A 23,221-nucleotide genomic window follows, 5' to 3' on the forward strand; every position below is an offset into this window, starting at 1 on the left:
GTCAGACGACAGCCATGGTGATGGCGGCGAAGTGGCAGGCGGCCGCGATCACGGTGCACAGGTGGAAGACCTCGTGGAAGCCGAACGTGCCCGGCCACGGGTTGGGACGCTTGAAGGCGTACGCCACCGCCCCGAGCGAATAGATGAGGCCGCCGACGATGATCAGCGCGACCGCCAGCGGGCCGCCGGCCTGGTAGAACGGCACGATCCAGCCGATCGCGATCCAGCCCATCGCGACGTAGAGGACCGTGTAGAGCTTGCGCGGCGCGCCCAGCCAGATCATCCGCGACGCCAGGCCGAGCAGGCCGACGCTCCAGACCAGGACCAGCAGCACCGTACGCGAGGTGCCCTCCAGCAGGCCGACCGCCAGCGGGGTGTAGGTGCCGGCGATGAAGACGAAGATGTTGGAGTGGTCCCAGCGGCGCAGCACGTTCAACGCCTTCGGCGACCAGGTGCCGCGGTGATAGGTGGCACTGACGCCGAAGAGCATCAGGGCCCCGAGCAGATAGACGACCACGGCGATCCGGGTGCCGGTGTCGCGGGCGAAGAAGAGCAGGATGCCCGCGGCGATGACCAGGATCGGGCAGGCGACCAGGTGCAGCCAGCCCCGCATCCGCGGCTTGGTGACCGGCGCAACGGCGTTGGTGTGGCTCGACGGGCCGCTGGTCGGCTGGGCGTCGGTGTGGGTCATGCGGTCCTCCGCGAAAACATGGCTACGCGAGCGTAAGTTACTCCTCCGTAGGTAACTGTAACCGCTATTGGTGACGTACCCAAGACTGCGCCGCCACAGATCCGGCAGCAACCGGTTGTCGACACCAGACCGCGGTGGTACGTGCAGCTGGCCGGTGGCTGAGTACTCTGTGCCGCATGGCTTGGTGGCACGATCTCAAGGAGCGCCTCGCGGGGGCGCCCCGGGACCTGGCGTACCAGACGTATGAGCAGCAGCTGCGCAATGAACTGGTACGCGAGCGGCTCCCCAAGCACGTCGCCGTCCAGGCCGACGGCAACCGGCGCTGGGCGCGTACGAATGCCCCCGACCAGCCCCTGATCGCGGGCTATCGGGCCGGCGCTGACAAGCTCGTCGAGTTTTGCCAGTGGTGCGCCGACGTCGACATCGAAGTCGTCACCTTGTGGGTGCTGTCCACCGACAACCTCAACCGAGCCGGATCCGAGGTCGACGAGATCCTCACCGCGATCGAGGAACTCGTGACCGCGCTGGCACGCGTGCCGGAATGGCATGTCGGCACGGTCGGTGACCTGTCGTTGCTGCCCGAGTCGATCGCCGGGCGGTTGCGAGCAGCGGCGAGCGAATCCGAGGCCACCGCCGGTTCGCTGCGGGTCAACGTCGCCGTCGCCTACGGCGGCAAGCACGAGCTGCGGGATGCGGTCCGTTCCCTGCTCGCCGCCGAGGCGGACAAGGGCACCACGCTCGCCGAACTGGCGCGCACCGTCGAAGTCGAGGACATCGCCGACCACCTCTACACCAAGGGCCAGCCCGACCCCGACCTGATCATCCGCACTTCCGGTGAGCAGCGGCTGGGCGGCTTCCTGATGTGGCAGTCGGCGCACAGCGAGTACTACTTCTGTGAGGCGCTGTGGCCCGATTTCCGCAAGGTCGACTTCTATCGCGCACTGCGCTCGTACGCCCAGCGGGAGCGGCGCTTCGGCAAGTGAGGGGTTCGCCCGGGCTGGATGAACCTCAACTTGTTGAGGAAACGTACGTCGGCACGGCCGGTCCGGTCTCGCACCGTCGCCAGCACCGCCTCAGGAGCGCAACAGGTCCCGCACCAGCGAACCGGCGCTGCGCGGCGTACGACTCAGCACCGCATCGGCCGACCGGGCCCAACTTTCGGCGCGCTGATCCCACTGGCTGTCCCCCAGCTCGGCGAGCAGCCGGGCCGCGGCAACCGCACTACCCAACCCGGAAGGGGTCGGCGAATCGTGCGGGTCGCGGGGGCGCAGGATGAGTTCCTCGGCGTCGGAGGCGGTGTCGGCCAGCCCGTCCCCGACGGCGTACTGGTCGGCAACCGCCTGCATCAGCGCGGTTGCACGTTCCTGCCAGACGTGATCGCGGCCGGCGATGGCGAGCCGCGCGTACGCCAGCGCCACCGCCGCATGGTCCTCCAGCAGGCCCCGCGCCGGGCCCGCCTCGCCAGCCATCGACACCCGCGCCAGCCCGACGGTGCTGGTGTGGACCCGGTGCAGGTGCGTCGCGATGCCTTCGGCGAGATCGATCCAGTCGCGGCGTTCCAGGGCTGTGCCTGCGACGACGAGCGCGGCGGCGAGCCAACCGTTCCAAGCGGCGACCACCTTGTCGTCGCGGCCGGGCCGGAAGCGTTGACCGCGTTCGGCCCGCAGCAACAATTTGGCCTCCTGCCAGCGGCGGCGCTCGTCCTCGGCGGGTTCGCGGAGCCGGCGCAGCGTCGACAGGCCGTGCTCGAAGGTGCCCTCGTCGGTTACCCCGCACAGGTCGGCGACCCAGCCGGCATCGTCGGTGCCGAGCGCGTCGCGCAGCAGCGCCGGGCTCCAGGCGTAGTAGATGCCCTCGTGCTGGTTGCCGTGGATGTCGGCGCTGTCGGCATCCAGGCTCGAGGCAAACGCCCATTCCTCGCCGGTCACCACCGCCAGGTCGCGGACCAACCAGTCGATGGTGTCGGCGAGCACTTCGGTGTAGCGGCGGCGGGTCGGCTCATCGGGTGCGGTGCGGGCTCCGATGGCGTACGCCTCGATGAGCAGCGCGTTGTCATAGAGCATCTTCTCGAAGTGGGGCACCTGCCAGTGGGCGTCGACGCTGTAGCGGTGGAAGCCGTCGCCGAGCTGGTCATAGATGCCGCCGTCAGCCATCTGGCGCAACGTCAGGTGGGCCTGCTCCGAGGCGGTCGGGTCGCCGCTGGTGAGCAGCGCCGGCAGCAAGGTGTGCGGCGGAAACTTCGGCGCCCCGCGGAAACCGCCATGGGCCTGGTCGTAGTCGTTGGCGAGCGCGGCGAGCACCTCGGCGGGCGCGGGTTTCGCGCCGGGGGCGGGCATCTCGCTGATCTCGCGGAGCTGGTCGACGATGGCGGTCGCTGACTCGGTGACCTCGTCGCGCCGGTCGGCCCAGGCGCCGGCCAGGGCGGTGAGGACCTCGTCGAAGCCGGGCATTCCCCCGCGGCGGGTGTCGGGGAAATAGGTGCCGGCGAAGAACGGTTTGCCTTCGGGGGTCGCGAAGACCGACATCGGCCAGCCGCCCTGCCCGGTGAGGGCCTGGGTGGCGCGCATGTAGACGGCGTCGACGTCGGGCCGCTCCTCACGATCGACCTTGATCGCGACGAAGTTGTCGTTGAGCAGCGCCGCGATGTCGGGGTCCTCGAAGGACTCGTGCGCCATCACATGGCACCAGTGACACGCGGCGTACCCGACGGAGATGAAGACCGGGACGTCTCGCCGCTTTGCCTCGGCGAAGGCCTCCGGACTCCACTCCCACCAGTGCACCGGGTTGCCGGCGTGCTGCTGGAGATAGGGGCTGGACGAGCTGCCGAGACGGTTGACCATGCCCGCAGTGTGCCGCATCGGAGGTAACGGCGGCCCCGGCCACCGAGTGGGGGCGCGGTTTTCGTGCGGAACCGGCCCGACTGACGCCCGCCCAGCCGGCCAGGGCCCGCGATCTGCTCGTTTACGCGCATCCCCATCCCTCAAATGTGCGTGAAGTGGGCGTTCACGCACATTCGTGGCCTGTGGGGCGGCCCAGATTAGGCGACGTGTTAAGAATCGGCGGAAAAGTTGACACATTCTCGCGACCTGTCAGCCTTCTTCACACATGACAGCGGGCAGCCGCAGCCGAGCCCGGAATCAGACATCGACACGAGCGAGCAGCTCGTCCTGCGACCGGCCCACAGCCAGACACTGGACCGCGGTTCGATCGTGAACTGCTCGTTTACGAGCATCCCCATCCCTCAAATGTGCGTGAAGTGGGGTTAGAGTTACATTGTGGATCTGACGATGTTTCAGCCGGCGGCACCCGGGAGCCTCGTGCCCATCACCGGCAGCGACCCCGCCCTTGGCGCTTGGGAGCACCGGGCCTTCCTCCCAAGTCCGCTGTCGACCACCGCACCGAACTTGTCCGTCCAGACGAATCTCGTCATAGGCAACGCCCGCGCCGCGCTCGCAGCCTTGGACAGCACGGCGCGCCAGTTGCCCAATCCGAGGCTGCTGCGCCTCCCCACCCTGCGACGCGAAGCGCAGAGCACGTCAGCACTCGAAGGCACCTATGCCCCACTGGCAGACGTGCTGATCGCCGACGACGAAGCACCGACGACGCCCGAACTCACCGAGATCCTCAATTACGTGGCTGCAGCGAACTTCGGATTCTCCTGGATCGCCGATGGCCGTCCGTTCACGACGTCCTTCGTGTGTGACCTCCAGGGGCGGCTGATGAAGGGGACCCCGCTCGAGCCGATCTCTGGTCGTCTGCGAGAGGGGCAGGTCGTCATCGGCCAACGCCCTGATGCCGACCCTCGTGAGCACCCGGTGCACAACGCTCGATTCATCCCCTGCCCGCCCGGCTTGGAGCTCGAGGCGGGACTCAGCGCTCTGGTGTCCTGGTTGAAGGAGGATCACAGCCAGCAGATCGACCCGGTCGTCGCAACCGCGATGTCGCACTATCAGTTCGAGACGCTCCACCCCTTCCATGACGGGAACGGACGAATCGGACGCCTTCTGATCGTCCTGCACCTGGTCACATCAGGCATCCTGAGCGAGCCCACCCTGACTGTCTCACCATGGTTCGAAGCACGCCGCACGCAGTACTACGACGCGCTGCTGTCAGTCAGCACGGCGGGGGCTTGGGACCCGTTCGTTGCATTCTTCGCGGAGGGCATTCGCCAAGCCGCGGAGACGACGCATGCCGAGATGCTGGACCTGGTCACGGTCCAGGCCGAGCTCAAGGCGATCATTCGAGACTCCAAACTCCGGGCGGACAGCGCACACTCGCTCGTGGACGTGGCCATCGCCAACTCGAGCTTCACTGTCCGCAAGGCGGCGGCGGCACTCGGCCTGTCCTACCACCGGACCAACACCCTCGTCGGACAACTCGGCGACCTGGGGATCCTTCAAGAGGTCGGCGGAGGCTACAACCGGATCTTCTATGCACCGCGCGTCCTGGAGGTCCTGACCAATCGCACGTCGGAGTGACGCATCCACCGGAGGACCCATGGCGTACGACATCAAGAAGGACCTCAAGCATCTCTACCGCCCGGGCGCGGGAGACTTTGTGGAGGTGACCGTGCCGCCGCTGCGGCACCTGGCCGTCGACGGGCACGGCAACCCGAACACCTCCCCCGCGTACGCCACCGCCGTCCAGTGCCTGTACGCCGCCGCGTACACGATCAAGTTTGCAGCCAAGGCCGGCGGCAACGACTTCGTGGTGCCACCGCTGGAGGGTCTGTGGAGTTCGGCGGACCCGGCGGCGTTTGCCGCGAGCGACAAGGACAGCTGGGACTGGACGATGCTCATCGTCATCCCCGACCTCGTGCCGGAGGCCGACGTCGAGACTGGTTTGGCGCAGGCGGTGAACGAGAAGCCGGAGCTGCCGGTCGGCGATGTGGCGATCCGGACCCTCGCCGAGGGTCGGTCCCTGCAGATCCTGCACGTCGGCGCCTACGACGACGAGGCCGCGACGTTGCACCGGCTGCACCACGAGGTGATGCCGGCCCGCGGCCTCACCTTCAACGGCCACCATCACGAGGTCTACCTGAGCCACCCGCGCCGGGTACCACCCGAACGTCTCAAGACGATCCTGCGGCAACCGGTGCGGCGGGCTTCATGAGGATCTGCGCGCAAGAGCCGCAGTCGATGCACCGCAACCCCCTGATTCGGGCCGAGGCACGAATCGACTGCGCGTATTGCGCGCGGCCGTACCAACGCTCGACCAGAACTTGGGTAGATGGTGCGGCAGGCCCCGGAACCCTGTCCCACCCCGCCGCACTGGCCCTGCGGCCTGGGCCGGCACCGCTGGGCTAGCGCCTCAGGACGATCCAACGCCCGATTCGTCCAGCCGACGGCTGAGGCGCGCCCCGCGCGGCCGGTCGACGGTGCAGTAGGCCAGCTGCAACGCGCCGAACCCCAGCCCAAGGCGGCGGGGCCGACGGCGTACGCCCAGCACCCGGGCCTCGGCGATGTCGAACAGGTCCTCGATCAGTGCGTCGTGCAGGCTCACCACGACGTCGAGCAGCCAATCTGCGCGCAAGACGCGCAGTCGATGCGCCGAGACCGCCGGAATCAGCCCTCAGCGACCATCAACTGCGCCTAGTGAGCGCAGAGTTGCCCACAGGTCCGAAGAGCCAGGGAATTTTGCACAGCTTCGCGTCGGTGCGACGAAAACCGCCCGCGGCGACCGCTGATGTAGGCATGAACGAACTCCAGCAGCACCTCGAGGAGCGCGGTGCGGTGTCCGCACGCCGACGCCCGCATCTCCGCCACCGAATCCGCCATGCCGTCGACCGCGGCGAACTGGTGCGGGTCCTGCCAGGCCTCACCTGCGTGCCGGCCGGCGAGGAACGCCACTGGCGAAGCCTCGCCCTCGCCGCGGTCGAGCAGGACCCGCGCAACGTCATCATCGGCACCGCCGCAGCCGCGCAAACATACTGGCCAGCCCGCCAGGTCCACACGGTCGATGTGGCGTCCCCCTTCAGCCTCACCGCGAAGGGGTTCCACTTCACCCGCACCTGGGTCGACCCCACCTACGTTGAGCAGCAGATCGCCACGGACGTGTGGGCAGCGGTCGACCTGCTCGGCACCATCGGCCCGAGGGCAATTGACCGGCTACGGCGGTCGCGCATTGTCGACCGCACTGAGCTCGAGACCGCGCTCAACTCGATGAAGGGCCGCCGAGGAAATCGGCGGCGTGCCTCCATCATCAGCGCGGACGCGTGGTCGGAAGCTGAGCGCCGCGCCCATCGACTCCTGGCCAACGCCGGGGTCACCGGCTGGTTGGCGAACCATACGGTGTACCTGCAGCACGGGCACCAAGTCGTCGACCTCTGCTTTCCCCGCCACCGACTCGTGATCGAGATCGATGGCTGGGAGTTCCACGGCACCCGCAAGGCTTTCGAGGACGACCGTCGCGAGGACGCAGACCTGGTCCGCGAAGGATGGCGGGTCGTCCGAGTCACCTGGATGCAACTGCTGGAGCGCGGCTACTTCATCGACCTCGTGACAGACCTGCTGGCGGGTCGCGCGCACTACGCGCACTCGATTCGCTGAACACCCCAGATCTGGGTCGCCTGCAGCATGCACTGCCGCTCTTGCGCGCACCACCACCGGCCCGGGCGGGAACACCCCAGAGAGCGCGGCACCGCAACCGCGTCCTTCGGCCAACACCGTCACCCAGGGTGCAACCGGTCGGCCCAGCCGCGCGCACTGGCCGCACTCGATTCGCTGAACACCCCAGATCTGGGTCGCCTGCAGCATGCACTGCCGCTCTTGCGCGCACCACCACCGGCCCGGGCGGGAACACCCCAGAGAGCGCGGCACCGCAACCGCGTCCTTCGGCCACCACCCATGATCAACGGGCCTCCAGCACCGTACCGGCGTCAGGCTCGAGGCTGCCCAGCCGCGCACTACGTGCAGTCGATTCACTGAGACCCCCCGAAAACCGCACTCTCTGAGGATCGACTGCACGTAGTGCGCACCAGCCTCACTCAGCCTTCGCGTTCACCTCGTAGGCCGTGTTGGTGGACTCGAAGAAGTTGACCAGCTGCAGGGTGTCGTTGGCGGTCGCCATCCACTTGGCCGGGTTGGCGACCCGATACTCCGGTTCGAAGCCGAGCTCCTCGAGGCGCCGATCGGCCAAGTACTGCACGTATTGGTTGATGTAGTCCGCATTCAGGCCCAGGATCCCGTTCGGGAGCATGTCCCGGTTGTACGCCGCCTCCATCTCGACCGCGTCCAGCACCATCTGCCGGATCTCGTCGGCGAAGTCGTCGGTGGCGATCTCGGGGTTCTCGTCCAGCACGGTCAGGATCAGGTTGATCCCGAACTTCAGGTGCAGGCTCTCGTCGCGCACGATCCAGTCGATCAGCGATCCGAAGTTGCGCAGCAGATTGCGCTGCCGGAAGCTCAGCGCCACCATGAAGCCGGAGTAGAACCAGATCCCCTCCAGGATCACGTTGTACGCCACCAGGTTGCGCACGAAGTCCTGCTTACCTTCCACCGTGGTGATGTCGAGGGTTTCCTCGGTCATCCGGCGGATGTACTTGACCTCGAACTCCTCCTTCGCCGCCATCGATGGTTCGGTGACATGGGACTCGTACGCCTGCTCCCGGTTGATCGGGAACGTCTCCAGCACGTACTCGAAGCTCATGCAGTGGTTGGCCTCCTCCCACATCTGCTTGGCGAGATAGAGGTGGCATTCGGCCGCGTTGACGTACGGGTACACCCCGAACGCCAGCGCCTTGTTGACCAGCAACTCGTTGGGGTTGAAGTAGGACATCAGGAAGGTCAGCGCCTGCCGTTCGTCCTCACTCATCCGGGCGAAGTCCTGCAGGTCCTCGCCGAGCTGGATCTCGTTGGGAAACCAGGTGTTGGCGACGGCCTGGTCATACAGCTCCATCGCCCACGGATAGGTGACGGGCTTGAGCAGCAGCCCCTCCTGGATGCCGGTGCCGAGGATGGAAGTCATGGTGGTCCTCTCGTTCGTGTCGTTGGTGAGGCGGGTGTCGGTCGGCAGGTCAGTGCTGGTCACTGGCACGACTCGCACTGGAGCCGTTCCTGCGGGTCGACCGGGCAGGCGGTGCCGTCGACCTGTTCGGTCTCGGACTCGATCACCGGCAGCGCGACCGGAGCCGTACGCCCGAAGCCCACCTTGGGCGGCGTACCAGAGTCGGCCGGCGTAACGGGGGCCCCGGATTCCACAGCCGGGGCAGGCGCCGTACGCCCGAACCCAGCGCGGCCGCCGAAGCCCCGCCGTCCCCCGGTGTCGTTGGCAGCCTTGTTGACCTTGACGGTCGACTGTTCGGCGGTGTGGCGCTGCATCATGTGCAGGTAGTAGGTCGTCTTGACGCCCATCCGCCAAGCGGCCTGATAGAGCTCGGCCATCCCGCCGACGTCGCGGCTGGCGAGGTAGATGTTGCGGCTGATGGCCTGGTCGATCCACTTCTGCGCCCGCGCGGCGACGTGGAGGAAGGCGTACGGGGAGACCTGGAAGGAAGTCTGATAGATCTCGCGGAGGCGTTCCGGGATCCCGTCGACCTTGGTCAGGTCCCCCTGGTGGCGCAGCAGCTCCTCGCGTACGTCCTCCCACAGCCCGGCGTCCTTGAGGTCGGCGACGAGGTTGCGGTTGACCTCGAGGAACTTCCCCGAGCTGGTGGCGCGGGCAAAGATCTGGCTGAACTGCGGATCCAGTCCCGGCGTGGTGCCGGCGACCAGCCCGATCGAGGCAGTCGGGGCGATCGCCATCAGGGTCGAGTTGCGGATGCCGCGGCGTACCTTGATGCGCAGTTCGTCCCAGTCCATCCGGGAGCTGCGGTCGACCTCGACGCTGCGGCCGCGGTCGGCCTCCAGCAGCTCCAGGGTGTCGATCGGCACCATCCCCTCGCTCCACCGCGAGCCCTCGAAGTTCGGGTACGCACCGCGCTCGCGGGCCAGGTCTGCACTGGCATCAATCGCATGCCAGGAGATGAACTCGGTGAGCCGGTCGATCAGTTCGTACGCCTCGGGCGAGGCATAGCTCCAACCCATCCGCTCGACGACGTCGGTGAACCCCATCACGCCCAGGCCGAGCGCCCGGTTGAGTTCGTTGGAGCGTTCGGATTCAGGCACCGAGCTGATGGTGATGTCGATGAGGTTGTCGAGCTGGCGTACGGCCCGTCGGGTCGAGTCCGCGAGCCGGTCCCAGTCGATCGTGACCTCGCCGGCGCCGTGGCGGCCGTGGACGTGGCGGGACAGGTTGATCGAGGCCAGGTTGCACACCGATACGTTGTCGCGGTCCTGCGGCAGCGTGATCTCGGTGCACAGGTTGGAGCTGTGAATGGTGCCGGTGTTGTGGTTGAGGGCGCGGGTGTTGATGCTGTCCTTCCACGTCAGCCACGGGTGGCTGGTGGTCTGCAGCGACACCAGGATCGCCTTCCACTGCTCGCGGGCGCGGATCTTGGTGTGCCGGATCTGCCCCTGCCGGGCCTGCTCGACGTACTCGGCGTAGCGCTTCGAGAAGTCTGCGCCGGTGAGTTCGACCAGGTCGCCGACCTCGAGCGGGTCGAAGAGATACCAGTCCTCGTCGGCGGCGACGCGCTTCATGAATTCGTCGGAGATCCACACGGCGGTGTTGGCGGTGCGGGTACGCCGGTAGGGGTCACCGGAGTTCTGCCGCAGGTCGAGGAACTGGCCGAAGTCCAGGTGCCAGTTTTCGAGATAGAAGCACAGCGCGCCAAACTTCTTGCCGCCACGGCTGACGGCCCGCAGCGTCGAGTCGATGGTGTGCATGAAGGGGATCGGCCCGGTGGAGACGGTGTTGTTGGAGCGGATCGGGCTGCCTTCGCAGCGCAGCTTGCTGACCGACATGCCGATGCCGCCGGTGCCCTTGGTGAGCCACATGACGTCGCGTACGGACTTGGCGATGTGCTCGATGTCGTCCTCCATCTGCATCACGAAGCAGTTGGAGAGCTGGCTGTACGCCGTGCCGGCGTTGACCAGGGTGGAGCCGGCTGCGAGGTATTCCAGTCGCGACATCGATTCGTAGAAGCCGAGGGCAGCGGTGGTGGGGTCGTCCTCGTTGAGGGACAGGCCCATCGCGACGCGCATCCAGAAGTATTGCGGGGTCTCCAGCACCCGGCGGTCGGGGCCGACCAGGGCATAGCGGGTGCGCAGCGTCTGGGCGCCGATGTAGCGCAGCAGGTCGTCGCGGGTGGGGTCGAGAGCCGCGGCGAGCAGGTCGAGGTCGAAGAGGTCTCCGAGGCGGCTGTCGAGCAGGCCCAGGCGTACGCCCTGGTGTACGTAGCCGGCGAAGTGGTCGCGGTGCTTGGCGGCGATGATGTCCGGCTCGTCCTCGCCGAGCAGGTCGCGGGTGTCGCCGAAGACGGCCTTGTAGAGGGTCTTGATCAGCAGCCGGGCTGCGATCGTGTCGTAGGCAGGGTCGTCCTTGACGTTCTGCAGGGCGACCTGGATGACGGCCTGGTCCAGTTCTTCGCTGGTGATGCCGTCAAACAGGGTGATCTCCAGTTCGGACTGGAGCTGGGTGCTGCGCAGCACCGCGTCGTCGAGTCCGCGCGCCGCGGACTCGATGGAGCGGGCGATTTCGTTGCCGTCGTACGGTGCGCGGCTGCCGTCGCGCTTGATCACTGTGATCATCGGTTCATCCCTCGTGAACTCGCAGGTGTGCGCCTGGACCGAGGGGAGGTGGCGGTGGGTGCCGGCGTACGCCCGGAGGGTGCCGGTTGCCCGATTCCAGCCCTGACCCTCCCACGGGGTCGTGAGCCACGGGCAGCGTTGGGTTGCCCGTGCACTGGCAGGTCTTCGGACTCGTGGGCGATCCGCGCCACCGGCGTACCGGCGGGTGCGGAACCTAATGGTCGCGGCTTCCCGCGTCTGTCGACGCAGTGCCACCAGTGCGACGGTCGTTCCCATTCACCGCTGCGGGGCAGTCCCGGAATCTCACCGGGTTCCCTCTTGCGACGACCCACCGTCACGGCGACGGCGAATCGAACCAGCTGCATGAGACACCATATGTAGTGAATGACACCGATGCAAGTACCAATATCTAGGGGTGGGCGGAGGTCCCGCCCCCAGCGCGAACCCCTCGCCCGGCGGAGCCCTAGTGTGGGCCCATGGCCGTCGATCTCGCGCTCGCTGAGCAAGTCCGCACCCTCCTCGCCGAGGAGAATCCCACCGAGAAGTCGATGTTTGGCGGGCTGGCCTTCCTCGTGGCCGGTCACATGACGGTGGCCGTCGGCGACGACGGGCTGCTCGTCCGCGTGGACCCCGACGCGCAGTGGCCCACCACGGACCCGCGCGCCAGCGAGGCGATGCCGGGCCGCCCGATGCGCAATTGGCGATCCTTCGACGTGGACGCCGACACCGAGGACCTGCCCGACTTGGTGGCTCACGCCCTGGAGCAGGTACGCCGACTGCCCCCGAAGGGCTGAACGCGGGCACCCGCCACCGGGGCCCTCCTTATTGGACAGGTGCTCCCCACCCACTGTCCAGAATTGGCCAGTTCCGGAATCGGCCACCCGGCCGTTTGTCGGCACCTGCAGCGCTACCGTTGACATCCGAAGCGTCGACATCTGGGGGGATCGTGTTGACCGGTACGACCACCTGGGGACCAGTGGGGCTCATCGACTTGGTCGCCCATGCGCAGCTGTTCGGCGTCGAACTCACGCCAGCCAAGGTGGCGCTCGCACTGGCCATGGTGGCCGTGGGTGTGGTGCTGGTGCTGATCGTGCGGGCTGCCAATTCCGGCACCGAGATGGAGCCCCGTATGCCGGACGCACCCCAACCAGAGCCGACGGTTGGACCGGAGGCGCCCACCGAGCCGGACAGGACTACTTCGGATAGTCCTGCTGGTAGTACTCCTCCATCGAGTCGTTCCGCAGCGCCTCGGACATGAGCCGCAGCTGCTCCGGATCAGGATCAGCGACCCAGGCGCCGTTGCGCATGCCCGTGAAGCCGACCGGCACCTGCATCGAGCGGATGTCGCGCGGATTCATCCGAATGCTCAGTGCCAGGTCGCGGATCTGGTCATTGCCCAGTTCGTTGTCGACGGTCATGGCACGACCAAGCACGGCCATCGCATCACCGAACTTGCCGGGGTTGGCGATGGTGTCGCCGCTGGCGAGCTTCTCGAGGATCGCGGCGACAACGGCTCGCTGGCGTGCCTGTCGATCGAAGTCACCATTGGCCAAGCCGTGGCGCTGGCGTACATAGGTGAGCGCCTCTTTGCCCTCGATGGTGATCTCACCGCGGGGAAAGTCGTAGCCCGCATAGCTCGACGCGGTTCGGTTGAAGACCGTGACCCCGCCGAGCGCGGTGGTGAGCTCCATGAAGCCCTCGAAGTCAATGACGGCGACATGGTCCATGCGCACTCCGAACAGCTGCTCCACCGCGGCGACGGTCAGCGGCGCGCCGCCGTAGGCGTAGGCGTGGTTGATCTTCTGGTTCGCGTGGCCGGGGATGTCGACGGCCAGGTCGCGCGGGATCGAGATCAGCTGAGCGGACTTTCGGTCGCCCGACAGGTGGGCAATCATCAGCGAGTCACTGCGGCCCGGGTCATTCGGTGAGATGTTGCCTTCGTCGGATCCGATCAGCACGAAGGTCACCGGCGCCGGTCCCGCCTCTGGCGCCGGTCGCGGCTCCGGCCGGGGCACCTGGGAGTCGGTCGGCGGCATCAGGTCGGTCCGCTTGATCTGGTCGAGCGCCGAGTCGGCGCGATAGGCGTAGTAGGCGACCACGCCGACCACACCGAGGATGATCACGAGCAGCCCGCTGAAGAAAATCAGCGCAAACTTGCGACCGCGCCGCCGCCGCGCCGGTGACTCCTCGGCATCGCCGAGCAGGGCGTCGTCGAGACGCTCGTCGTCGGTGTGGTCGTGTTCAGTCATGGTTCTCCCCGGCAGGCTGCGACCGATCGTAACCCTCAGCCAAGAGTCTGTCTGCAACCTGGCGTCACCATTGTCTTGACCATGGCGCCGGTTTCATAAACCAGCTGGCCGACCACAATCGGCCAACCGAACTCCACCCCGTCGGATCGGTAGCGCAGCGGCCCGTCGTGGCAACGGCCCATCAGGATCGAGGTACGCCGCAGGTGTGCCCGGTGGGTGACCACGGTGATGTCGGTCCACCCGTACGCCGCCGCCAGCTCGGACAGCTGGATCGCTTCGCCCTGGGTGGTCATCGGATCAGGCTGCGGACACAGCACGAGGTGGCCACGATGATCTCCGGTGCGGCAGACCTCCCGCTGCGGGTCCGCGGCGGACAGGACCAACACCTCGGCCTCGCCCCGGTCCAGGGCGGCGAGGCCGAGATCGATGCGATCCTCCGAACCGAGCACATAGAGCACCTCGGTGCGGGGATCCTCGCTGGTCCGGACGGTCAGGAAGAACGTCGGTGCCGCGACCGCCCACGCCAGTAGCAGAGCCCCGAGCACCACCAACGCACGCGGCACCCGCCGCCGATCCGATGCCATGGTCGCGATTCTGCCACCGGTGGCAGAGTACGGAAATTTTGCTACTTTGAGGGGGACATCAGCATCACCGCCTCAACCGCCAAGGATCTGACATGGGCGTCGAGCATTCGACCTATCCCCGGACCAGGGTCTCCTGGAACCGGCTCGCCGTCGCGACCTGGGACGTACTTGCGTGGCCGGTGGCGACGCTGGCGATGGTCGCCGCCCGCTATGACTTCAACCTCAACGACGCGCAGTTGGAGGACGTCCTCTACTACGCGCTGATCTGCATGGTGCTGCAAGGCATCTTCGGTGTCGTCTCGAAGATCTACATGGGTCGCAACCGACTCGCTTCCTTCGAGGATGCCATCAGCATGGTGCTCGTGGCGGCCGCGACGGCGCTGGTGGCGACCGCTGTTGTGCTGGCGATCCCGCCGAACGTGCCCCGTGGGCTGCTGGTCACGGTGCCGGTGTTTGCGGTGTTGCAGATGATCGTCGGCCGGTTCGTCTACCGCGCCATCTCCGAGGCCGCGCTGGCCAGAAACCGTTACGCACAGGAGCGTCAGCCGGTCCTGATCTATGGCGCCGGTGAGGCCGGCCGTCAGCTCGCAATGTCGATCAACACCGATGAGAGCACCGAATACAGCGTGGCGGGATTCATCGACGACGACCCCCGCAAGGCCAACTTGCGGCTGGGCCGGGCACGGGTGGTCGGCAACCGTTCGACGCTGCTGCGGGAGGCCGAGCGGCTCGGGGTCCGCACCGTCCTGGTGGCCATCCCCCAGGCCAGCAAGGAGTTGCTGAATCTCATCGACGAGACCGTCGTCGAGGTCGGCGGACTGCGGCTGCTGACGCTGCCCCCGATGTCGCAGATCGTCGGCCGACAGGTGACCTTCGGGCAGCTCAAGGAGGTCGACATGACCGAGCTGCTGGGCCGCTCGCAGGTGGAGCTCGATCTCAGTGAGGTCGCGGCGTACATCACCGGCAAGGTGGTGCTGGTCAGCGGCGCCGGCGGCTCCATCGGTTCGGAGATCGCCCGACAGGTCCACCAGCTCGGTCCGGCCGAGCTGGTGATGCTGGATCGCGACGAATCCGGCCTCCACAGCACTCAACTCTCAATTTATGGTCGAGGTCTTCTCGACACCCCCGACATGGTGCTCTGCGACATCCGCGACGAGGAAGCCCTGGACCGCGTTTTTCGCTATCACCAGCCCCAGGTCGTCTTCCACGCTGCTGCGCTGAAGCACCTGCCGATGCTGCAGCAGTATCCCGAGGAGGGCTGGAAGACCAACGCCCGCGGCACCCAGAACATGCTGGCGGCCGCCACCCGCTATGGCGTGGAGCGGTTTGTGAACATCTCCACCGACAAGGCCGCCGACCCCAGCAGCGTGTTGGGCAAGACCAAGCGCCGCGCCGAGGAGCTGACCGCGTGGTTCGGCACCCGATATCCGGGCGACTACATCTCGGTGCGCTTCGGCAACGTGCTCGGCTCGCGCGGGTCGGTGCTGCACACGTTCGCGCACCAGATCGACAGCGGTGGCCCGGTGACCGTGGTGCACCCGGACATCACCCGCTTCTTCATGACGGTCCAGGAGGCCTGCCGACTCACCCTGCAGGCCGGCGCGGTCGGCAACGACGGCGAGGTGCTGGTGCTCGACATGGGCGAGCCGGTGAAGATCCTCGACCTCGCCAATCGGCTGATCCGCCGCTCCGGCAAGGAGATCGAGATCCACTTCACGGGTCTGCGAGAGGGCGAGAAACTGCACGAGGTGCTCTTCAGCGACGGCGAGGAGTACCGCCCGACCCGTAACCCCAAGATCCGCCGGGTCGAGGTGCCGCCGGTCGCGCCGACGTCGATGGAGCCGATCCACGTGCAGGTGAGTGCTTCTTCTCCCCCGTCGGCCGGCCAAGGTGACGCCTCGACCGCGGATTCGCTGAGGTGAGCGCCCGTATTGCCCTCTCGCTGCCCGACATGACGCAGCTGGAAGAGGATGCCGTTGTCCGGGCGATGCGTTCGGGCTGGATCGCACCCCTGGGCCCCGAGGTTGATGCGTTCGAACGGGAGCTGGCCGACTACTGCGGGCGTACGCATGCTGTCGCGTTGGCGTCGGGCACCGCCGCGCTGCACCTGGGGCTGCTGTCGCTGGGCATTGGCCCGGGCGATCACGTCCTGACCTCCAGCTTCACCTTCGCTGCCACGACCAACGCGATCACCTACACGGGCGCCACCCCGGTGCTGGTGGATGCCGACGAGTCGGGCAACATCAATCCGGATTTCTTGGCCCAGGCCGCCGACCGGCTCCGCGCCGAGGGCCGGCCTGCCAAGGCAATCGTCCCGGTCGACATGATCGGCAAGGTCGTCGACCACGAGGCGATCGGCGAGGTTGCCGCCGCGCATGACATTCCAGTGCTGTCCGATGCGGCGGAGTCCTTGGGCGCCACCCGTCACGGTCGGCCGGCAGCCTCCTTCGGTGTCGCTGCGGCAGTGTCCTTCAACGGCAACAAGGTGATGACCACCTCCGGCGGCGGCGCGCTGCTGACCGATGACGCCGAATTGGCCAAGCAGGTCCGCTATCTCGCGACCCAGGCCCGGAAGCCGGTGGTGCACTACGAGCACACCGACATCGGCTACAACTACCGACTGTCCAACATCTTGGCTGCGTTGGGCCGGGCCCAGCTGTCCCGTCTGGACGACATGATTCAGCGACGCCGCGACCTGCGCGGCCACTATCGGTCCATGGTTGACGGGATGCCGGGCGTCGAGATCTTTGGGGAGCCGTCGGGATGGGCCGGCGGTGAGACCCGGGACAATTGTTGGCTGACCTCAGTGCTGGTTGATCCCGAGGTTGCTGGCTTCACGGCCGAGGACCTGCGGCTGGCGCTGGACGAGGCCAACATCGAGGCCCGACCGCTGTGGAAGCCGATGCACCTGCAGCCGGTGCACGCCCACCTGCCCGCCGTCGTCGACGGCACCGGCGAACGTCTCTTCCGCACCGGGCTGACGCTGCCCAGCGGCTCGGTGCTGACCACCGAGCAGATCCAGCGCATCACCCATGTCATCACCGAGTTTGTGGAGTCGCGTCGTGTCCGCTCGTGAACGCCGCCCCTACGACCGCACCAAGCGGGCCATCGACATCGCCGCCAGCGCGATCGGGCTGGTCGTCAGCGCTCCCCTCCAGGCCGCAACTGCTGCGGTGGTGTTCGCGGCGCACGGGCGCCCGGTGCTGTTCCGGCAGGAGCGGCCGGGCCGGGACGGCAAGATCTTTCAGCTCGCCAAGTTCCGGTCCATGCGCCATCCCGACGCGGCCCACCAGACCGACGCGGAGCGACTCACCAAGGTCGGCAAGTTCATTCGGGCGACCAGCCTCGACGAGCTGCCCTCGTTGTGGAATGTCCTCAAGGGCGACATGAGTCTGGTGGGCCCTCGTCCGCTGCGCACCTATTACCTGCCGCTGTACAACGAACGGCAAGCACGCCGCCATGAGGTCCGCCCCGGCATCACCGGCTTGGCGCAGGTCAACGGACGCAACCTGCTCAGCTGGGAAGAACGCTTCGAGCTCGATGTCGAATACGTCGACAACCGGTCGCTACGCCTGGACCTGAAGATCTTGGCAATGACCGTCACGGCAGTGTTCAAGCGATCGGGGATCTCAGCGGAGGGCCAAGCGACGATGACCGCTTTCACTGGGACCCCCGACCATGCCTGAGGCCGGACGTGAGTTGGTGGGCATCGGAGCCGGCGGCAATGCCACCTGCATCGCTGAGCTGGCGGACAGCTGCGGCCATCGCATTACGCGTTTCTTGGATGACGCCCCCGACAAGTGGGGCGCCTCGATCGACGGCATTCCCGTCACGGGCCCCATCTCGGCCGGCCTGGACGAGTTGGCTCCCGGCGCTCCGGTGGCATTGACGTTCGGCAACAACCAGTTGCGCTGGTCGTGGCACGCCTCGGTGCGCAGCCGCGGGCTCAGCATTCCGTCCTTGATCAGCCCGTTGGCAGTGATCAGCCCATCGGCGAAGCTCGAGGACGGTGTGTACGCCCATCCCCTCTCACACGTCTGGTCTCATGCCCGGATCGCGACCGGCACCATCCTGCATCCGCACGCGACGGTCTCCCACCACTGCACCGTGGGGCGCGGCAGCTTCTTGGCCACCAACGTCAACATCGGCGGATCCATCACGATCGGCGAAGGAGCCATGTTCGGCACCAGTTCAACCGTGTCGACCGGGGTGCATTCCGTCGGCGCCCAGACCTATGTCGGCGCGGGCGCAGTGGTCATCCGCGACACCGAGCCATTCGGCGTCTACGTCGGCAATCCGGCCCGCCTGATTCGCCGCCTCGATGACATCGCGTTGGACGATTGGAAGGCTGAAGGATGAACCCTCGCAAGCTCGTCGTCGGCCTGACCATCGGTGGCAGCGCCTGGGCCCTGATGCGGGGGCAGCTGGCCTGGTTCCGGGAACAGGGGTGGCAGATCACTCTGGTCACCTCACCCGACGATCGCGCGAAACAGACCGCCGACCGCGAGGGCGTGCCCGTACGCGGCATCCCGATGCATCGTGGCCTATCACCGGTGAAGGATGTCGTCGCGCTGCTGCGATGGGTGTCGTTTCTTCGTACGGAGCGGCCCGATGCCATCAACGTTGGGACACCCAAGGCTTCCCTGCTCGGTGGCATTGCGGCATGGCTGACCGGCGTCAAACGCCGTCTCTACGTGGTGCGCGGCCTGCGTCTGGAAGGGTCCACCGGCCCCACTGCCCGACTCCTGTGGGCAATGGAATGGCTCTCCCACAAGCTCGCCACCGATGTGCTCTACGTCAGCCGCTCACTGGCCCAGGAGGCCGAGCGGCGAGGGCTCGTCATGCCGGGCAAGTCCTGGCTGATCGGATCCGGAAGCAGCAACGGCGTCGACACCGAGAAGGTGCGAGCCAGGGCTGGCACGGTGGACGCCGCGGAGCTCCGGAGCAGGTTGGGACTGGGCGCCGAGGACTTCGTGGTGGGCTTCATCGGCCGCATCGCCGCTGACAAGGGCGTCGAGATGATCCTGGACGCAGCGGCCAATCCGCAGCTTCCCACCAACGCAACATTTCTCTTGATCGGGTCCACCGATGATCCGGCGCTGGCGGCCCGAGTCTCCGCTCAGCCGGACCGGATCCGCACCGTCGGGTGGACCGACGACGTCTGGGGCCATCTGGCGGTCATGGACGTGCTGTGCCTGCCGACGCGACGAGAGGGCTTCCCCAACGTCGTCCTGGAAGCCGCTGCGGTCGGCGTACCGACGATCACCACCCGCGCCACCGGAGCAATTGATTCGGTGGTGCCCGAGGTGACTGGCCTGCTGGTCGACGTCGACGATGCCGACGCACTCACCCAGGCGATCAGCCGCCTCGCAGCCGACCCCGAGTTGACCACCCGCCTCGGTGAGGCGGCACAGCGCCGGGTCGATGACGAGTTTCGCCCCGAACAAATCTGGAGTGGGGTCGAAGAGATCCTTTCTGGAGATCCCAACCCTGTCCACGCTGCCCGCTTCACCACCAAGGGAGACCGTTCGTGAAAGTTCTCATCACCGGCGGGGCCGGTTTCATCGGCCACAACCTGACCCGGGCGCTGCTCGACACCGACGGGATCGACGAGGTCCGGATCCTCGATGACCTGTCGACCGGCTCGGCGGACAATCTGGCCGGAATCGGTGAGGCTCAGTTCACCGAAGGCAGCTTCTTGGACATGGACCTGCTCGGCGGCGTGGTCGCCGGTGTCGACGCGATCGTGCACTTGGGTGCCATCCCGAGCGTGCCGCGCTCAGTGGCCAACCCGCGGGCGTCGCACGAGGCCAACACCACCGGCACCCTCAACGTGCTGGAAGCAGGCCGGGCCAACAATGTCGGCCAGGTCATCGTCGCCTCCTCCAGTTCGGTCTACGGCTCCAACCCGAAGCTGCCCAAGAACGAGAACGACTGGACCCGCCCACAAAGCCCCTACGCGGTCACCAAGGCCGCCACCGAAGGGTATGCGCTGGCCTACCAGGCCTCCTACGGCCTGAAGACCCTCGCCTTCCGCTTCTTCAACGTCTATGGCCCCGGCCAGTCGGCTGGGCACGCGTACGCCGCAGTGATCCCGAAGTTCATCGAGGCGGCGCTGACCGGCAAGCCGCTGGAGGTGCACGGCGACGGCACCCAGTCGCGCGACTTCACCTATGTGAAGACCGTCTGTCGTGTGATCCAGTCCGCGCTCCTGCGCGGGGTGTCCAGCCCGGATCCGGTCAATCTGGCCTTCGCCACCAACACCAGCCTGCTGCAGCTGATCGACGAACTGGAGCGGGTGTCGGGCACGGAGCTGGAGAAGAACTTCACCGATCCTCGGGTAGGTGACGTCAAGGCATCCCAGGCCGATGCGATCCGACTGCGGGAGCTCTTCCCCGAGATCGAGTTGGTGCCGCTTGCCGAGGGGCTGGCGGAGACCTGGAACTGGTACGTCCAGCAGCAGGGTCAGCAGTGATCGGCTCGTCACTGCGCCACACCGCGGCCGTCGCGCTGACGCGAGGGCAGCTCGAGCCGGTGGCCGCGGAGGTTGAAGCCGCCTTGCGGGGCGGACAGCCGACCCCCGCCAAGCGCATCGCCATCATGAAGCATGCCCTCGAGCAGGTGCCGTTCTACCGACGATTGGGGGAGGTCGCCTTCATTGATCTCCCTGTCGTCGACAAGGCCCTGATTCGCGCGTCCCAGGACGACTTCTTGGCCGCCGGTTTCGACCGGAGCAAGCTGGCCGCGACCCACACCTCCGGCTCGACTGGAATTCCCTTCACGACCTACCAAGATGGCGCAAAGGTCCTTCGCCACCGAGGCTCGCTGGTGGCGAATTACCGCTTTGTCGGTGCGGATCCTTGGGGCCCGTTCCTGCACACAAAGCAGTGGGGAACCTTGACCTCCCGCCAGCGATGGGTTATGCAACTCACCAAGAACCACTTCGCGTATGCCGGAGTCCATCAGGACCCCCGACCTCCCGCCGCGATCGCGGGCTGGTTGAAGCGTCATCCGGGCGCTGTGGCGATGGGATACTCGTCCTACTTGGAGGGGCTGTTCCGCGCTTGGGACGAGTCTGGCCTCTCCATTCCGCCAGGGACGGTACGGGCTGTCGTTGGCATCTCCGAGCCGGCCTCCCCCTTCCTCACCATTCTGACGAAGCGCCTCTTCGGGGTGTCGCCGAGGATGCGTTACTCAAACATGGAGATGGGCCTCATCGCCTTCTCCGGTGAGGACATGTCCGTCTATCACATCGACACAAGCTCCTTCCATGTTGAGATCCTCGAGGTGGATTCGAACCGGCCAGCCGACCCTGGGCAGTCCGGACGGATCATCGTCACCGATCTCACCAACCGCGCCATGCCATTGCTTCGTTACGACACGGGCGATTTGGGCCGGTTCGTCGTGAGCAACGACGGCGTGCTGGACCGTAGCCGACTTACCGACATTCAGGGGCGACGGCTCGACGTCATCCACGCCGGCGACGCCGAGCACCCCCGCCGCCTCCATGCACTGCAGATCTGGGGTCTCACAACACGCATCAGCGAGATCCGCCAGTTCCAGCTCCGGCAACATTCCTTGGGCCATTTCACTTGGATCCTCAACGCCCCCGCGTCGGCGGAGCTGGAAGGTCGCCTGCGGGCGATCCTTGAGGCCGTGGTCGGGCCCACCGAGCAGTGTGACTTCACCTACGTCGATGAAGTCCCCGTCCTCGCCTCGGGCAAGCGGCAATTCTTTGTGAACGAGATCGAAGAGAGCCCATGATCATCAACGAAGGAAGTCCGATGCACGACCTCAGCACCACCACCATCGCAGTCCTCGGCCTGGGTTATGTCGGGCTGCCGCTGGCGGTGGAGTTTTCCAAGAAGTATCGGGTGATCGGCTTCGACATCGCCGCCGACCGGGTCGCCGAACTGCGCGAGGGCCGCGACCGCACGTTGGAGGTGCCCGAGGACGAGTTGGCCGCCGCGACCACGCTGCGGTTCACCGATGATGCCGAGGAGATGCGGGAGGCGAACGTCTACATCGTCACCGCGCCAACCCCGATCGATGAGCACAAGCAGCCCGACCTGAGCCCGCTGCTGGCCGCCGCCCGCTCCATCGGTGGCGTTCTCGCCGCCGGGGATGTGGTGATCTTCGAGTCCACGGTCTATCCAGGCGCCACCGAAGAGGAGTGTGTACCGGTCCTGGAGGAGGTGTCGGGGCTGCGGTTCAACGAGGACTTCTTCGTCGGTTACAGCCCCGAACGCATCAATCCCGGCGACAAGGAACACCGGCTGCCGACCATCATGAAGGTGACCTCGGGCTCCACCCCCGAGGTCGCTGAGTTCGTCGATGACCTGTACGCCAGCATTATCACCGCCGGCACCCACAAGGCTCCGTCGATCAAGGTGGCGGAAGCCGCCAAGGTCATCGAGAACACCCAGCGCGACGTCAACATCGCGCTGATCAACGAGTTGGCGATGCTGTTCGGCCGGCTCGGCATCGACACCTCTGACGTGCTCGAGGCAGCCGGCACCAAGTGGAACTTCCTCAAGTTTCGCCCCGGGCTGGTGGGTGGTCACTGCATCGGAGTCGACCCCTACTACCTGACCTACAAGGCGCAGGCGGTGGGCCACAATCCCGAGATCATCCTGGCCGGTCGGCGACTCAATGACGGTATGGGCGAGTTCGCCGCAGCCCGGCTGGTGAAGGCGATGACGAAGAAGGGCGCCCGCGTCAGCGACGCTCGCATACTCATCCTGGGGCTCACCTTCAAGGAGGACACCCCCGACCTGCGCAACACCCGGGTGGTCGACATCGTCGCGGAGCTGGCCGACTACGGCGCCAACGTCGACGTCCACGACCCGTGGGCGGATCCGGCGCAGGCCAAGCGCTTCTACGGCATCGACCTCATCGACACGCCACAGGAAGGCTCCTACGACGCCGTCATCCTGGCGGTGGCCCACCGGCAGTACCGTGACTATGACACCGCAGCGATCCGCGGCCTGCTGGCCGATCCCGACTCCGGTGTGGTGATGGATCTCAAGGCCGCGCTACCGCGCGAGGCCACCGACATCAGGCTCTGAG

20 protein-coding genes and 1 riboswitch are annotated in these 23,221 nt (G+C 66.8%); of the genes, 13 read left to right on the forward strand and 7 right to left on the reverse strand.

Features of this window, described 5'->3' with window-relative positions; translation table 11 throughout:
• Window position 1 precedes the first annotated feature (1 nt).
• A complete protein-coding gene (gene trhA, locus CGZ91_RS01825; RefSeq protein WP_094452255.1) occupies window positions 2–691 on the reverse strand; it encodes a PAQR family membrane homeostasis protein TrhA in 690 nt (229 codons plus the stop codon).
• Between the two features lie 176 nt (window positions 692–867).
• Here trhA and uppS point away from each other — a divergent pair, with 176 nt between their 5' ends.
• On the forward strand, window positions 868–1,674 hold the full coding sequence (gene uppS, locus CGZ91_RS01830) for a polyprenyl diphosphate synthase (RefSeq protein ID WP_094452256.1): 807 nt from the start codon (window positions 868–870) through the stop codon (window positions 1,672–1,674).
• Window positions 1,675–1,764: 90 nt separating this feature from the next.
• On the opposite strand, the gene CGZ91_RS01835 is transcribed toward uppS, so the two are convergent.
• The gene (locus CGZ91_RS01835) at window positions 1,765–3,531 is read right to left on the reverse strand and encodes a thioredoxin domain-containing protein (RefSeq protein ID WP_179229171.1); all 1,767 of its coding nucleotides are present in this window, start codon (window positions 3,529–3,531) and stop codon (window positions 1,765–1,767) included.
• A 435-nt stretch (window positions 3,532–3,966) separates the two neighbouring features.
• Between CGZ91_RS01835 and CGZ91_RS01840 the strand changes: the two genes are divergently transcribed.
• Together CGZ91_RS01840 and CGZ91_RS01845 are read left to right on the forward strand one after the other, a co-directional pair.
• On the forward strand, window positions 3,967–5,169 hold the full coding sequence (locus CGZ91_RS01840; protein WP_179229172.1) for a Fic family protein: 1,203 nt from the start codon (window positions 3,967–3,969) through the stop codon (window positions 5,167–5,169).
• 19 nt (window positions 5,170–5,188) lie between these two features.
• Window positions 5,189–5,803, forward strand: a complete 615-nt coding sequence (locus CGZ91_RS01845; protein ID WP_094452258.1) for a GyrI-like domain-containing protein — start codon at window positions 5,189–5,191, stop codon at window positions 5,801–5,803.
• Window positions 5,804–6,001: 198 nt separating this feature from the next.
• Here the strand turns inward: CGZ91_RS01845 and CGZ91_RS01850 are convergent, their stop codons facing one another.
• Window positions 6,002–6,223 carry a hypothetical protein gene (locus CGZ91_RS01850; RefSeq protein ID WP_094452259.1) on the reverse strand — a complete coding sequence of 74 codons (222 nt, stop codon included), beginning with the start codon at window positions 6,221–6,223 and terminating at the stop codon, window positions 6,002–6,004.
• 62 nt (window positions 6,224–6,285) lie between these two features.
• On the opposite strand from CGZ91_RS01850, the gene CGZ91_RS01855 reads away from it, so the two are divergent.
• Window positions 6,286–7,239 carry an endonuclease domain-containing protein gene (locus CGZ91_RS01855; RefSeq protein ID WP_144008454.1) on the forward strand — a complete coding sequence of 318 codons (954 nt, stop codon included), beginning with the start codon at window positions 6,286–6,288 and terminating at the stop codon, window positions 7,237–7,239.
• A 433-nt stretch (window positions 7,240–7,672) separates the two neighbouring features.
• Here the strand turns inward: CGZ91_RS01855 and CGZ91_RS01860 are convergent, their stop codons facing one another.
• Both CGZ91_RS01860 and CGZ91_RS01865 read right to left on the reverse strand, forming a co-directional pair.
• Entirely contained in the window at window positions 7,673–8,656 is a 984-nt protein-coding gene (locus CGZ91_RS01860) for a ribonucleotide-diphosphate reductase subunit beta (RefSeq protein ID WP_094450672.1), read from the reverse strand.
• A 59-nt stretch (window positions 8,657–8,715) separates the two neighbouring features.
• On the reverse strand, window positions 8,716–11,319 hold the full coding sequence (locus tag CGZ91_RS01865; protein ID WP_094452943.1) for a ribonucleoside-diphosphate reductase subunit alpha: 2,604 nt from the start codon (window positions 11,317–11,319) through the stop codon (window positions 8,716–8,718).
• Window positions 11,320–11,458: 139 nt separating this feature from the next.
• Window positions 11,459–11,695: riboswitch (cobalamin riboswitch) on the reverse strand.
• A 100-nt stretch (window positions 11,696–11,795) separates the two neighbouring features.
• On the opposite strand from CGZ91_RS01865, the gene CGZ91_RS01870 reads away from it, so the two are divergent.
• On the forward strand, window positions 11,796–12,113 hold the full coding sequence (locus tag CGZ91_RS01870) for a TfoX/Sxy family protein (protein ID WP_094452261.1): 318 nt from the start codon (window positions 11,796–11,798) through the stop codon (window positions 12,111–12,113).
• A 399-nt stretch (window positions 12,114–12,512) separates the two neighbouring features.
• Here the strand turns inward: CGZ91_RS01870 and CGZ91_RS01875 are convergent, their stop codons facing one another.
• Together CGZ91_RS01875 and CGZ91_RS01880 are read right to left on the reverse strand one after the other, a co-directional pair.
• Complete coding sequence (locus CGZ91_RS01875; RefSeq protein ID WP_094452262.1) at window positions 12,513–13,568, reverse strand: LCP family protein; 1,056 nt, start codon at window positions 13,566–13,568, stop codon at window positions 12,513–12,515.
• Between the two features lie 35 nt (window positions 13,569–13,603).
• Complete coding sequence (locus CGZ91_RS01880) at window positions 13,604–14,152, reverse strand: YdcF family protein (protein ID WP_144008455.1); 549 nt, start codon at window positions 14,150–14,152, stop codon at window positions 13,604–13,606.
• A 92-nt stretch (window positions 14,153–14,244) separates the two neighbouring features.
• On the opposite strand from CGZ91_RS01880, the gene CGZ91_RS01885 reads away from it, so the two are divergent.
• The 8 genes from CGZ91_RS01885 to CGZ91_RS01920 are packed head-to-tail and all read left to right on the forward strand — an operon-like array spanning window position 14,245 to window position 23,220.
• Window positions 14,245–16,074 (forward strand): nucleoside-diphosphate sugar epimerase/dehydratase, encoded by a 1,830-nt coding sequence (locus CGZ91_RS01885; protein WP_094452264.1) that lies wholly within the window; start codon window positions 14,245–14,247, stop codon window positions 16,072–16,074.
• A complete protein-coding gene (locus CGZ91_RS01890; protein WP_229116358.1) occupies window positions 16,071–17,228 on the forward strand; it encodes a DegT/DnrJ/EryC1/StrS family aminotransferase in 1,158 nt (385 codons plus the stop codon). Before CGZ91_RS01885 ends, CGZ91_RS01890 begins: the two co-directional genes overlap by 4 nt.
• Entirely contained in the window at window positions 17,215–17,838 is a 624-nt protein-coding gene (locus CGZ91_RS01895) for a sugar transferase (protein ID WP_324252645.1), read from the forward strand. The genes CGZ91_RS01890 and CGZ91_RS01895 overlap by 14 nt, the downstream gene beginning before the upstream one ends.
• Window positions 17,831–18,511, forward strand: coding sequence for a PglD-related sugar-binding protein (locus CGZ91_RS01900; protein ID WP_094452266.1), 681 nt, complete (start codon window positions 17,831–17,833; stop codon window positions 18,509–18,511). The genes CGZ91_RS01895 and CGZ91_RS01900 overlap by 8 nt, the downstream gene beginning before the upstream one ends.
• Window positions 18,508–19,686, forward strand: coding sequence for a glycosyltransferase family 4 protein (locus tag CGZ91_RS01905; protein WP_094452267.1), 1,179 nt, complete (start codon window positions 18,508–18,510; stop codon window positions 19,684–19,686). Before CGZ91_RS01900 ends, CGZ91_RS01905 begins: the two co-directional genes overlap by 4 nt.
• A complete protein-coding gene (locus CGZ91_RS01910; protein ID WP_094452268.1) occupies window positions 19,683–20,627 on the forward strand; it encodes an NAD-dependent epimerase/dehydratase family protein in 945 nt (314 codons plus the stop codon). The genes CGZ91_RS01905 and CGZ91_RS01910 overlap by 4 nt, the downstream gene beginning before the upstream one ends.
• On the forward strand, window positions 20,624–21,916 hold the full coding sequence (locus CGZ91_RS01915) for a phenylacetate--CoA ligase family protein (RefSeq protein ID WP_094452269.1): 1,293 nt from the start codon (window positions 20,624–20,626) through the stop codon (window positions 21,914–21,916). Before CGZ91_RS01910 ends, CGZ91_RS01915 begins: the two co-directional genes overlap by 4 nt.
• Window positions 21,913–23,220 carry a nucleotide sugar dehydrogenase gene (locus CGZ91_RS01920; protein WP_324252646.1) on the forward strand — a complete coding sequence of 436 codons (1,308 nt, stop codon included), beginning with the start codon at window positions 21,913–21,915 and terminating at the stop codon, window positions 23,218–23,220. Before CGZ91_RS01915 ends, CGZ91_RS01920 begins: the two co-directional genes overlap by 4 nt.
• Window position 23,221 lies beyond the last annotated feature (1 nt).

Source organism: Parenemella sanctibonifatiensis (assembly GCF_002250565.1).
Lineage (GTDB): Bacteria > Actinomycetota > Actinomycetes > Propionibacteriales > Propionibacteriaceae > Parenemella > Parenemella sanctibonifatiensis.

Excerpts from the sequence above, each read along its gene's own strand:
- trhA (WP_094452255.1), bottom strand. The coding sequence starts at position 691 with ATGACCCACACCGACGCCCAGCCGACCAGCGGCCCGTCGAGCCACACC.
- uppS (WP_094452256.1), top strand. The coding sequence starts at position 868 with ATGGCTTGGTGGCACGATCTCAAGGAGCGCCTCGCGGGGGCGCCCCGG.
- CGZ91_RS01835 (WP_179229171.1), bottom strand. The coding sequence starts at position 3,531 with ATGGTCAACCGTCTCGGCAGCTCGTCCAGCCCCTATCTCCAGCAGCAC.
- CGZ91_RS01845 (WP_094452258.1), top strand. The coding sequence starts at position 5,189 with ATGGCGTACGACATCAAGAAGGACCTCAAGCATCTCTACCGCCCGGGC.
- CGZ91_RS01860 (WP_094450672.1), bottom strand. The coding sequence starts at position 8,656 with ATGACTTCCATCCTCGGCACCGGCATCCAGGAGGGGCTGCTGCTCAAG.
- CGZ91_RS01865 (WP_094452943.1), bottom strand. The coding sequence starts at position 11,319 with ATGATCACAGTGATCAAGCGCGACGGCAGCCGCGCACCGTACGACGGC.
- CGZ91_RS01870 (WP_094452261.1), top strand. The coding sequence starts at position 11,796 with ATGGCCGTCGATCTCGCGCTCGCTGAGCAAGTCCGCACCCTCCTCGCC.
- CGZ91_RS01875 (WP_094452262.1), bottom strand. The coding sequence starts at position 13,568 with ATGACTGAACACGACCACACCGACGACGAGCGTCTCGACGACGCCCTG.
- CGZ91_RS01880 (WP_144008455.1), bottom strand. The coding sequence starts at position 14,152 with ATGGCATCGGATCGGCGGCGGGTGCCGCGTGCGTTGGTGGTGCTCGGG.
- CGZ91_RS01885 (WP_094452264.1), top strand. The coding sequence starts at position 14,245 with ATGGGCGTCGAGCATTCGACCTATCCCCGGACCAGGGTCTCCTGGAAC.
- CGZ91_RS01900 (WP_094452266.1), top strand. The coding sequence starts at position 17,831 with ATGCCTGAGGCCGGACGTGAGTTGGTGGGCATCGGAGCCGGCGGCAAT.
- CGZ91_RS01905 (WP_094452267.1), top strand. The coding sequence starts at position 18,508 with ATGAACCCTCGCAAGCTCGTCGTCGGCCTGACCATCGGTGGCAGCGCC.
- CGZ91_RS01920 (WP_324252646.1), top strand. The coding sequence starts at position 21,913 with ATGATCATCAACGAAGGAAGTCCGATGCACGACCTCAGCACCACCACC.